This window comes from Waltera acetigignens, from assembly GCF_025567015.1.
Taxonomy (GTDB): Bacteria; Bacillota; Clostridia; order Lachnospirales; family Lachnospiraceae; genus Acetatifactor; species Acetatifactor acetigignens.
The window spans coordinates 1-11,419 of record NZ_JAOQJO010000010.1; the positions used below are offsets into that span (position 1 = coordinate 1).

Here is an 11,419-nt window from a genome sequence, read left to right on the forward strand (position 1 = left end):
GTAAACGTCAAATCCTGCGCCTTGGCTAATTGATCTTTTTGTGCCACACTCTAAATGACACGAAAAAACTATTAGTTTTTTAGAGGAGGCTAAAGCGCATGGATCAATTAACTCACACTGTCCGCAGGTCGAACTGGATAAACATCATTCGACAGTGCCAGGACAGACCGGCAGGCACTACAGCAAAACAGTGGCTTGCTGAAAACGATATTTCTGAAAAATCTTACTATTACTGGCTCCGAAAGATCCGCCGGGAAGTCTGTGAACAGGAGGGACTCCAGGATGTCACCAACCCGTCTGCCCTCTCTTTTGTAGAAATCCCGGTAAAAACTGCTCTGGACACAACACCGGTGCCAACCGTCCCGGCAGCAATGACTCCGGTTGCAGTGATCAGATCAGACCGCCTGACGCTGGAATTATCAAACGATATTTCAGAGTCCCTGCTTTGCAGGCTGTTGCAGGAGGTGCTTCATGCTTGAAGATGCTGCCGGTATCCGCAGAGTCGTGATTGCCTGTGGATATGTGGATCTGCGCAAAGGGATCGATGGGCTGTCCATGATCATTGGAGACAGATACCATCAGAATCCTTTTGAAAAAGGAACTTTATTCCTGTTCTGTGGCAGACGGTCCGACCGCATCAAGGGACTTCTATGGATGGGAGACGGTTTTCTTCAGCTCTACAAACGGCTGGAGGCAGGTTCCCTGTCCTGGCCGAGAACCAGCGAAGAAGCCGCAGACCTTACAGAGGAACAGTTCCGTTATCTTATGATGGGGCTGAATCCCCTGAACCCCAAAGTCAGGGAAGTAACACCGCAAAAGCCCACCTGATCTTTGTGCAAAACATAGATTTTTTATGCCTGTTATCAGGTCAGATCCATTCCCGGTGTTACAGCCTCTCTGAACGCTGTTTCATGGTCTGTGACGTATCCACAGGAGGATCCGGATAAAATTTCAGCACCTTGAAAACTTTATATTTCCCTGGCTCTATGACCATCACACCGCCATACAGGCATAGGCAGAATGACGAAACCTGCGGGGTTGCCGGTTCGCAATCCTTTGTGTTTTCTGGTATAATGAAAACAGTTTAAGGAGCGGAACAATGGCAGACAGACATACACTGGAAGAACTGAATAACTGCAGCAGGGAAGAACTGATCACCATCGTTCTTATGATGCAGGGACAGCTGGATACCCTGAATGAGAACATCGAGCGGCTGATCGAACAGGTACGCATAGCGAACAGCTATCGTTTCGGAAAACACACAGAAACGCTGGATTCCATAGATGGTCAGATGTCCTTCTTTGATGAGACAGAAAGCTGCTGCGATCTGTCTGTCCCGGAACCTGCTGCGGAGGAAGTACTTCCATCCCGACGTAACCATAAGAAAAAAGGACAACGGGAAACGGATCTGAAAGATTTCCCGGAAGAGATACTTCCTCCTTATCAGGTATCCACAGAAGAACTGGATGCGTTTTATGGTGCAGGCAACTGGCGCAGAATGAAGGATGAAACCTACAAAAGACTGCGCCATGAGCCGGAATCCTGGACGGTGGAAGTTCACACCGTGGAAGTCTATGTAGGCACCGGTGGAGATCATCAGGACGAATTCTTACGTGGAAAACGCCCCAAGGATCTTCTGCGTGGAAGCATCGTTACTCCTTCCCTGCTTGCATCCATTCTGAATGTAAAATATGTGAACTCCTCTGCACTGCACAGAGTCGAGCAGGAGTTTCAACGCAATGGTGTAAATATCTCCAGACAGACCATGTCGAACTGGATCATCCGGTGTGCTGAGAAATATTTCGCACCGTTTGTGGATCGTATGAAGCAGGAACTGCTGTCCCTGCCGGTGACGCAGTCAGACGAAACACCGACACAGGTGATCGGTGACAGTGACCGTCCGAACAGTAAATGCTACATGTGGGTACACCGTTCCGGGGAGTTCTATAAGGAACGTCCTGTGGTGATCTACGAATACCAGAAAGGCAGGGATCACGAAAAGCCGCTGGAGTTTTACCGGAACTACAAAGGAGTTCTGGTCACGGACAGTCTGGAGCAGTATCATCTGCTGGACAAAAAACTGCCGGGAGTGACAAATGCAAACTGTTGGGCACATGCAAGAAGAGCCTTTGCAGATGCCGTAAAGGCAGCGGATAAAAAGGATCCCCTGTCAGTAAAAAATTCCGTAGCATACCAGGCATTACAAAAGATTGCAGAATTCTACCGGATCGATACCGAACTGAAAGAACTTCCGGCAACGGATCGCCTTACACAGCGGCAGACAAGGATAAAGCCGCTGGTTGAGGATTTCTTTGCGTGGGCAAAACAACAGGCTGCAGAATGTGCGGTGCCTCCGAAATCCAGGACCGGACAGGGACTAAATTTCATCATCCATCAGGAAAACTATTTAAAGGTATTTCTGACCGATGGGGATATCCCGATCGATAACTCCGCTTCCGAGCGGGCTATCCGGACTTTCTGTATCGGCAAGAAGAACTGGATGTTCCATAACACAGCAAAAGGTGCCGGAGCCAGCGCTCTTGTTTACAGTATTTCAGAAACAGCAAAGCTGAACAATCTGCGCCCGTACTACTACTTCAGGTATATCCTCACGGAGCTGCCTAAGTATTGTGACAAAAAAGGAAATATAGATCCGGCAAAACTAGATCAGCTGATGCCCTGGGCAGAGGAGCTTCCCGAGGAATGCCGGAAACCACGCCGCTCATAAAAGCGGCGTTAAATTTAAGGGTAGGCGCAGGATTTGACGTTTACGCTTATACTTATATTTCTGCCAGTTATTTACGCTATGCTTTCAACCAGAGAGTGATTAAGAAACAATAAAATTAAAACAGCAGGATTGCAAAGCGTGATATACTCAGCAATCCTGCTACTTTTATATTCTTTAATTTACCACCATTTCTCACGGTAAGAATATTCTCCGCGGTAATTAGAAGCATTATAATCAGGATACTTGAAAGGTGCATATACATCATCCTTAGGTGCATCATCCTGTGTATATATGTACATTGAATCATAATCCCATGTGACAATCTCATCACGGGTATCGCCGCAGAGGTTTACAGCTTCAGCACACATGGTAGGATGACCATCATCAGGGAATTTAACAACCTGGATACCATTGCCATCAATCATTCCTCCGCGCTCTACATCAGCATTAAGAAGGATGAAGTCCTGACCGTCACCAGTCCAGTTTACAGGAGTTAAGAGATTACCATTAAGCTCGTTCTCCATTTCCCATAACTGATTACCCTCGCTGTCATAGAAATATATAATTCCCTGATGTCCCCAGAAATTAACAACAACTATTTCATAGCCTGGGCGGTTAGGAAGATAATTAGCAAGACTGACACGCTGGGCATGGCCTATGCCATCCTTTTTAAGAAGTTTTCCGTTAAAATCAGATATCAGGAAGCCTTCCTTTCCTGCAACACAGGCAAAGAATTTAGTACCTTTGTGTGGTCCTGACTCAAATCTGCCTGGAACAATTTCATCAATATGGTCTTCATTAACAGGCATAGTCCACATTTTATTACCGTTGTAGTCAAGCATGTTATAACCAACTAAAAGTTCATCATGTCCATCCCCGTTAATATCAATTGCAAAAGGAAAATGTCCGGTATTCTTATCACTCTGGAAATGCCACATAACCTCAAGGTCATCGTTAAGTGCATACACCCTGCAATAACGGTCCTTAATGAGAATATCGCGTGGCTTTTCAAGACCACGGAAATTACATATACGCATACCATCAGGATTAATTCTGTCAAATGCGTAGATTTTATCAGGAACACCGATAATAGTTCCGTCCTCTTCTGGTGTAGAGAAAGGTGTTTTGGCACGTTTCTTCACTTCACCTGTTCTGCCATCAAGAATCAGCACTTCAAAATTCTTGGCTGTAATAACCTCATCAAAGCCATCACCGTCAATATCATATATCTGCATAGGCATATCTGCTGATATAGTTCCAATGTCGTGATTATCAGTAGGTTCACCATGCTGCCATAATATATTGCCATCAAGGTCAAATGCGGTGAGACAGCTGATTGTTCCATAAGCATCACGGTTTACTCTTTTCTGGCACTGAGCCATAACCATCTGATACTCGCCATTGCCAAGCAGATGACCGAAACGAAGCTGTCTTCCGGTGCCGCAGCCTTTAAGGTCAATTTTCTTAAGAAGCTTCATCTTAGGATAATGTGCCTGTGCATCTTCACATTCAGCTTTATAAGCATTTCTTGCAGCATCAATAGAAGCAGCAGTACTTTCAGAAGTAGTAACATTTACAAAACCGAACTGTGTTGGGATAGTTGCAGTAATGGCAACCTTGCCACCCTGCCTTGCATATTCAGTGTCAAGGTCAAAATAAACCTTATCATCAACGCTGCAAATAACATGGCTGCCTTTAATCTCAGCCTTAAGTACATAAGTATCATCACAATTATAATCAAAAGGTGCAGATTCAATAATACTAACCTCTTCCTTATGACGATACTCAAGTCTTAACTCATGATCTTCAAAAACAAGGACAAGAAGATTAGCAGAGTTCTGACAACAAAAACCAATGCCGGCATTGCCCCATTTAGTAGTAAACATACGCACACTTGCAGTTATAGTATAATCGCGCCAAAATCTGTCACCGCTTGTGAGCATAGGAAATGTGCGGTGTGGCTTGTCATTGCGGATACGCATCTGCTCCATAAAATGTTTTCCATTATATTCAGAAATAATCCAGGAAGCCCCCTGACCGTTATAAGTGTGGTTGCATACTGGGTCATACCATTTACCATAATATCCAGGATAATGGATAAAATGATACTCACCCATTGCTGAATGATTCTTATCATAAGGAAATTCACCAATAGGAAAATCAGAGAAATCTTCATCAAGTAAAATAAAATCTGCCATAATAACCTCCATCCTAAAATAAAAAAATATAATTAATGGCTCTTTCTGTAGCTTCCGGGCGCTTCGCCCATGATTTTTTTAAATGTGCCGCCCATAGTATTACTGTCGGCGAAACCGCATTTGTCAGCAATCTCAGTAATAGAGAGGCTGGTGTTGACAAAAAGGTCTGCTGCTGCGTGCGTTCTTACATTAATAAGATACTCTCTGAATCTGAAGCCTGTAAAAGCCTTAAATTTCTTGGAAAGGCTCGATTCACTCATATTAAAAAGTTCGGCAGTAGCAGCCATAGTTATGTCATTGTGATAATTCTCGATAATATATTCAATAACCTTCTGGATAAGTTCATTACCTGTATCCATTTTCGTAATAACATTATCTTCATACATCTGACAGCGTAGAATAAAAAGTATAAGTTCATGAAAATAAGAATGTATGAAAGATAAAGACAGACTATCTACACCATTGTGTTCATAAGAAATCTTCTGGATAATTGATGATATATAATCAAGTCGTCTTTCTGGTATATGGATAACAGGATGTTTATGGAAAATGCTTTCTATATCCTGAGAGGAATCATCAGCAATCCAGTCTGATTCTTCTTTGTTAAAATATAGCACATCCAGATGATTTATGACAAGACATATCAGGTACTAGCAGATGGCAACTATGGACTGGCAGTGTCAGAGGGCAGCTTTGTCGGTGCACACACATGCTACTACGATCTTTTCAGAGTTGAGAATGGAAAAATCGCAGAGCACTGGGATATAATGGAGCCTATCGCTGATAAGTCAGCATGGCAGAACCAGAACGGAAAATTTTAAGAAGTATTTATACATAAACTTAGTAAAAAGACCGAAATCCATTTTGTGTTATACTGTGTTATATGATTTTGTTGGTCTCCGCTGCCGCTTCGGTCGGTACAGAGCAGATGTCCACCGGACATCTTGTGCCCTTGCTTTTTCCCTTACCAGAGTCCGTAAACACTGGTGGGACGATATAACACAAGGGAATATGTAAGGGAAAGCTCACCTGTCACAAATGTAGTGTTTTCAATGGTTTGTGAGGAATATGATAACAAAATATAACAGTTATTAAACTTCTTAGAACAGGTGAAATCTCAATCGGAATTTATCAGAAAATGAGGAAGAGTTGAAATGGAGGCGCTATAATAACATGAAGATTGAAGGGAACCAGAAAGAACTGGATGCAATGGTAGAATTTCATAAGGGAAACCGTGTCGAGGGACTGAGACTGCAAGAAGAATTTGCAGCGGAATTTCGTAAGGAGTATAAAGACAAAGATCACTGTCCTTGCCTGAAAGCCTGTCGTTATCACGGAAACTGTAAGGAATGTGTAGCAATCCACAGAGCGCATCAGGAACATGTTCCTAATTGTATGCGACCATTGATTAATAAAAAATTGAAATTGATGTCAGAATTAACAGAGCATACCTTGGCAAATGAAATAGAAGCTCCACATGAGATTTTAAGAAAATAGGCAAGTCAAATTCCTGTTTTGAGAATTGAGAAAATCGATACTTGTAGATGGAGGTAATCAAAATGAAAGAATATCAATATTTGATTGGAAAAATTATTGTCGCAGTGGCAATTATAGTTGCCGCAATCATTATAGCACAGGCTATTGGTGGAGCTGGAGAAAGTATCCGTAGTAGCTTGTTGCAATTAAGGGATGCTCTTCGATAACTTCCTATTTGTCGGAGAGCAAATAGAACAATAACTCAGGATCTATAGTACTGTTAGAGTATTGATAAAAGAGATTATTCATGATACAATATCCGAAAAATCGGAAACGGGAAGGTTGGGAAAAGGATATTGCGCCATGAAGATATATGAGAAAATATTTGCAAGACTTGAAGAATTACATATGAGCCAGACGGAACTGTCCAGAAGAACAGGTATCGCAACCAGTACGATCAGTGACTGGCGAAAGAAACAAATCAATCCACAGGCGGATAAACTGGTGTCTATATGCAAGGCACTAGATATGACGCTTGTGGAATTGCTTTGTGTAGAAGAAAATGAAGAACAGACCGCAACCAACGATTATGTGTCAGAAGAAAATTATATGATTGAACTGTTTCGGCAATCTGATACACAGAGTAGACGAAGAATCATCAGTTACCTAGCACTTTTTGATGTTTGTAAACAAATCAACGATAGTAACCAGTCACAACAGAGGAATGTTTCGGTTGTTCAGGATATTGATGGGAATAGTATTGTGGTGATTAATGATATCCGGTTTAAAGGAAAACGTTCCATCGATTGGAAGGAAGTGAGGGCATATTTGAAAGAATATGTCGGCGATTTTTATAAGGTGGCGTCTACCGGTGATGTTATATATATCGGATCTGATCTGCCAAGTGAATATTCGGGATCAGTATATACCAAAAGGCTGAATGGAGCAGTTGCAAAGGCTAAAGCGAATGCAACACAGGGAATTCCTGAAATGATAGAAATTTCAACAGGCAGATATTTTAGAGAAAATAATAAGGGGAAACATAATTGGAATGCAAGGAATGGCTGGTATAGATATGATACTTATTTTGCATTACCGGTATATGGTGATAATGAAGATATTGAAAGATATAACGTATTTCATGCATCTTTGATAATAAGGCATGCAAATGATGGAAAAATGTATTTGTATGATATTCTGGATATAAAAAAAGAAACGAGCACCCCGTTGGAGCCATAAGGCTTTACTTGGCACAAAACCCATTTCTTTTATGAATAGATAATATAATATGGTAGAAGAAATGTCAATCCGAATATTCGAAAATTGAGACGTTAAGATGGTGTTTATGTATAATATAAGTAGCATAATTGCAACTTGCAATATATTGGATTAGATTCCCCGTTGGTGCACGATGATTCTGGAGGTGGTCAAGAATGATTTTTCGGAAAAACTACAGTTGATTCGTAAAAATAGAGGGTTAACGCTAGAAGAACTGGCAGAAAAATTATCAGTATCAAGGCAAGCTGTGGCAAAATGGAAATCGGGGCAGGTATATCCTGAGATTACTAATCTTATTCAGATCAGCAATTTATTGGATGCCGGAAGTGCGGAAGTGTTCTGCACGATACTGTTTTGGTGTTTTCCCGGTCTTTTTCCGGAAAACAGATGTGAAATAACTTTGACTGGGAAACGCCAGGGTAGTAGAAATTACAGAGATCGCATAATCGGAATGGCAAAGCATATTCTGAGCGGTCTCTATTTTTTTGCTCTGTATATAGGAACTGACAGAAATTCCCATCTCTTTTGCGAACAGGTGACTTAAATAACCGGGAGATATGCCGGCATGAGCAGCGAGCATCGGGACAGTGATACGATTATGTAAATGATCATAGATATATTCCAGACACTGGGCAACCGGACGGGAGCAGGCATGATTTCTATGCATTTTTTCCATGCGAGTAGTGTAATCCAGACACATCTGCAGGTGCAGGGCGGAAATTTCTTTTTTTGATTTCATTAGATCCGCCTTATGAATGTAGTAGTCGCTGAGATCATAAGCCTCTGTGACTTCCATACCTCCTTCGATGCAATATCTTGCCAGCATGGCAGCAGTGATGGTAAAGTGGTATTTCAGATTTTGCAGAGGAGAATCCGAGAGGACACCCAGGCCTTTCTTTTCCTGAAAAGATTCATGGCATAATTCTGCTATTTTTTCAGTATTTCCCTGCCTGACATAGCTGTAGAATTCCGCTTCCGGATCATAAGGGGCGCGATAAGTCTCTAATTCTCTGCGGACATATTGTTGATAGAGAAGTTCCTGAGGAATGTTCATATGGACACCTTTCTGAAATTATTAAAGTGTTTTCCAAACCGCTATGCGATTCTTTCCCTTGTGAAGTGAAGATAGTGGCATGCTATAAATAATATAGCATAAAAACGATAAAAATAATATAGAAACGATATATAAATGATGTTTGAAATTATATGATAGAGAAAAGAAGAACTGCAGGATTATAAATTTTCCGTTGCGAAGGATCAGGAGGGCAAGAGCATGAAATTAGAGAGAGGTATCAATTTAGGTGGCTATTTATCTCAGTGTGTGCATAGCACAGAACATTACGATGCATTTATTCAGGAGGAAGACATTCGTAAGATTGCCTCCATGGGATTTGACCATGTACGTCTGGCAATTGATTATGAAGTACTGGAAGATGAACATGGCAGAACCAGAGAAGAGGGCTTTGCCTATGTGACCAGAGTGGTGGAATGGTGTAAACGGCAGGGATTGAATATTGTACTGGATCTGCATAAAGCATATGGCTACGATTTTAATAATGCCGGAGATAAGAAAAAGAATATTCTGTTTACAAATAAAATGGTGCAGAAGCGTTTTGTAGATCTGTGGATCAAGATTGCAGGGCATTATGCGAACGAGACTCATGTTGCGTTTGAACTGCTGAATGAAGTGGTAGAGCAGGAAAATGCGGAAGCGTGGAATCTGCTCATTGCGGAAACGGTGGACGCTATTCGCCGAATAGCCAGAGACACCATTATTATATACGGTGGAATTCAATGGAACAGTGTGAAGACATTGAAACTGTTAGAGAAGCCCAAGGATGAAAATATATTGTTCACGTTCCATTTCTATGAGCCGTTGCTGTTTACTCATCAGAAAGCACACTGGGTACCGACCATAAGCCAGACCGAAGATATCTATTATCCGGAAGCAATGGACTATTATCGTACAAAGTCACTGCCCATCGGATATCAGGGAGAAGTGGTCTGTAAGGCACAGTCACAGACTATGGGAACAGAATTTATCACGGAAATGGTAATGGAGGCGGTTACTGCTGCGAAAAATGCCGGAGTGACTTTGTACTGTGGAGAATTCGGTGTTATTGATCAGGCTCCTGTAGAAGATACCCTGCGCTGGTTCACGGATGTGGATACCGTATTCCGGCAGTTCGGTATCGGCTGTGCTGTCTGGACTTATAAGGAGATGGATTTCGGACTTATTGGGGAACATTATGCACCGATTCGCGAACAATTGCTGAAGCTTTGGAACCGGAAGTAGATGGAAAGTTATTGATGCATTTACTCTTTCGATTTGTTTTTAAGTTTTAGAAAGATTTTTACTCATATTGCTATACAACGGCAAGCATGGTAAACTGAAACAATTCGGAATTGTAAAGGGGTGAAATAGAAATGAAGATTCGTAAGGCAGAGAAAAAGGACATTCCAAGAATTCTTGCACTGTTGGGGCAGGTATTACAGATACATGCAGAGATTCGTCCGGATATTTTTATACCGGGTACTACGAAATACACCCCCTGCGAGCTGACAGAGCTATTACAACAGGAGGATCACCCTATCTATGTTGCCGTAGACGAGGATGATCTGTGCATGGGCTATGCATTCTGCCAACTCAGGGAGCAGCCCTTTTCCACGAATATGGTGCCCTTTAAATCATTGTTTATCGATGACCTTTGTGTTGACAAGCAGACACGGGGGCAGCATATCGGGGAAAGCCTGTTTGAATATGTGAAACAGCAGGCAAAAGAACTGGGCTGCTATGAAGTAACCCTGAACGTCTGGGCAGGCAACACTTCGGCAGAGCACTTTTATGAAAAGATGGGGATGAAGACAAAAGAACGGCAGATGGAATATATCCTGTGAGCCGGACGGAGGTGGCAGGCATGATTACAATATAGGCATTGCTGCCCGCATTTCCTTCACTTTTACGGCATCTACTGCTTCATATGCATTCTTTCGGTTTCTATCATAAGAGAAGTCCACGTCCTGCAGGGAGGCAGTCACATCCGGCTGCCAGCTTCTGCAGGATGTATGAACCTGCTCTATTCTCGTATATTCCATCAGCGCTTTTACGTTTTGTGCATTCACGCCGCTTCCCGCTAAAAATGTGATATCCTTACCATACTGGCTTTGCAGCTTTTGCAATTGCGTTCTGCCCGACCATACATCAGGTGCACCACCGCTGGTGAGGATCCGGTCCGCACCAAGTAAGATCAATGCCTCCACCGCACGTTCCTGTTGTACAACACAATCAAACGCCCGGTGAAATACTGCTTCTTTTCCGGCGCTATGGATGAGGTCGATCATTTCCTGTGTCCGGTTCCTATGGATGGCATGATCCGCTGTCAGGAAGCCGAAAGCAATACCGTCAGCTCCGTGCTCTAAAAGTATGCGGGCATCTAAGAGCATGGTCTCATATTCATCCTGTGAATAGCAGAAGCCGCCTCCTCTTGGGCGGACCATTGTTACAATAGGGATGCTGCACTGCTCTTTTGCGCAGATAAGATTGGCCGTAGAAGGTGTGAGACCACCCAGATACAGTGCGCTGTTAAGCTCTACCCGGTCTGCACCATTTTGCCAGGCGGTTTTCACATCTTCGAAGCTGCCGCAGCAGATTTCCAATAATCCTTTCAAAATAGTCCCCCTCAATCCATACATGGTAATACATGATATTATTGCGTATGACTCTTGTTTGCTGCTTCAT

General features: G+C 42.6%; 13 protein-coding genes and 1 pseudogene. 10 read left to right on the forward strand and 4 right to left on the reverse strand.

The features are described 5' to 3' along the window. The first annotated feature begins 98 nt into the window (after nucleotides 1-98). The 3 genes from OCV96_RS10280 (at nucleotide 99) to tnpC (ending at nucleotide 2,728) form a co-directional block, all read left to right on the forward strand. A complete protein-coding gene (locus OCV96_RS10280; protein ID WP_262594462.1) occupies nucleotides 99-479 on the forward strand; it encodes an IS66 family insertion sequence element accessory protein TnpB in 381 nt (126 codons plus the stop codon). After that, on the forward strand, nucleotides 472-828 hold the full coding sequence (gene tnpB / locus OCV96_RS10285) for an IS66 family insertion sequence element accessory protein TnpB (protein ID WP_118140447.1): 357 nt from the start codon (nucleotides 472-474) through the stop codon (nucleotides 826-828). Before OCV96_RS10280 ends, tnpB begins: the two co-directional genes overlap by 8 nt. Before the next feature lie 271 nt (nucleotides 829-1,099). Beyond that, a complete protein-coding gene (gene tnpC, locus OCV96_RS10290) occupies nucleotides 1,100-2,728 on the forward strand; it encodes an IS66 family transposase (protein WP_262594463.1) in 1,629 nt (542 codons plus the stop codon). A gap of 179 nt (nucleotides 2,729-2,907) precedes the next feature. Here tnpC and OCV96_RS10295 read toward each other — a convergent pair whose 3' ends face one another. Both OCV96_RS10295 and OCV96_RS10300 read right to left on the reverse strand, forming a co-directional pair. Next, entirely contained in the window at nucleotides 2,908-4,926 is a 2,019-nt protein-coding gene (locus OCV96_RS10295) for a hypothetical protein (protein ID WP_262594464.1), read from the reverse strand. Nucleotides 4,927-4,958: 32 nt separating this feature from the next. Further along, complete coding sequence (locus OCV96_RS10300; RefSeq protein ID WP_262594465.1) at nucleotides 4,959-5,285, reverse strand: helix-turn-helix domain-containing protein; 327 nt, start codon at nucleotides 5,283-5,285, stop codon at nucleotides 4,959-4,961. A gap of 264 nt (nucleotides 5,286-5,549) precedes the next feature. On the opposite strand from OCV96_RS10300, the gene OCV96_RS10305 reads away from it, so the two are divergent. The 5 genes and pseudogenes from OCV96_RS10305 to OCV96_RS10325 all read left to right on the forward strand — a co-directional run. After that, the gene (locus OCV96_RS10305) at nucleotides 5,550-5,747 is read left to right on the forward strand and encodes a nuclear transport factor 2 family protein (RefSeq protein ID WP_262594466.1); all 198 of its coding nucleotides are present in this window, start codon (nucleotides 5,550-5,552) and stop codon (nucleotides 5,745-5,747) included. 352 nt (nucleotides 5,748-6,099) lie between these two features. After that, nucleotides 6,100-6,423 carry a hypothetical protein gene (locus OCV96_RS10310; RefSeq protein WP_004613237.1) on the forward strand — a complete coding sequence of 108 codons (324 nt, stop codon included), beginning with the start codon at nucleotides 6,100-6,102 and terminating at the stop codon, nucleotides 6,421-6,423. A 62-nt stretch (nucleotides 6,424-6,485) separates the two neighbouring features. Further along, a complete protein-coding gene (locus tag OCV96_RS10315; protein WP_015554546.1) occupies nucleotides 6,486-6,629 on the forward strand; it encodes a hypothetical protein in 144 nt (47 codons plus the stop codon). A gap of 136 nt (nucleotides 6,630-6,765) precedes the next feature. After that, entirely contained in the window at nucleotides 6,766-7,641 is an 876-nt protein-coding gene (locus OCV96_RS10320; protein WP_022312918.1) for a helix-turn-helix domain-containing protein, read from the forward strand. A 172-nt stretch (nucleotides 7,642-7,813) separates the two neighbouring features. Beyond that, nucleotides 7,814-7,954, forward strand: a pseudogene (locus OCV96_RS10325) (helix-turn-helix domain-containing protein); the annotation flags it as partial. Nucleotides 7,955-7,990: 36 nt separating this feature from the next. Here OCV96_RS10325 and OCV96_RS10330 read toward each other — a convergent pair. After that, nucleotides 7,991-8,734, reverse strand: a complete 744-nt coding sequence (locus OCV96_RS10330; protein ID WP_262594467.1) for a helix-turn-helix transcriptional regulator — start codon at nucleotides 8,732-8,734, stop codon at nucleotides 7,991-7,993. 219 nt (nucleotides 8,735-8,953) lie between these two features. Here OCV96_RS10330 and OCV96_RS10335 point away from each other — a divergent pair, with 219 nt between their 5' ends. Both OCV96_RS10335 and OCV96_RS10340 read left to right on the forward strand, forming a co-directional pair. Next, complete coding sequence (locus OCV96_RS10335) at nucleotides 8,954-9,976, forward strand: glycoside hydrolase family 5 protein (RefSeq protein ID WP_262594468.1); 1,023 nt, start codon at nucleotides 8,954-8,956, stop codon at nucleotides 9,974-9,976. Nucleotides 9,977-10,107: 131 nt separating this feature from the next. Continuing rightward, nucleotides 10,108-10,578 (forward strand): GNAT family N-acetyltransferase, encoded by a 471-nt coding sequence (locus OCV96_RS10340; RefSeq protein WP_022153335.1) that lies wholly within the window; start codon nucleotides 10,108-10,110, stop codon nucleotides 10,576-10,578. Between the two features lie 24 nt (nucleotides 10,579-10,602). Here OCV96_RS10340 and OCV96_RS10345 read toward each other — a convergent pair whose 3' ends face one another. Further along, on the reverse strand, nucleotides 10,603-11,349 hold the full coding sequence (locus OCV96_RS10345; protein ID WP_262594469.1) for a copper homeostasis protein CutC: 747 nt from the start codon (nucleotides 11,347-11,349) through the stop codon (nucleotides 10,603-10,605). Between the last annotated feature and the right edge of the window lie 70 nt (nucleotides 11,350-11,419).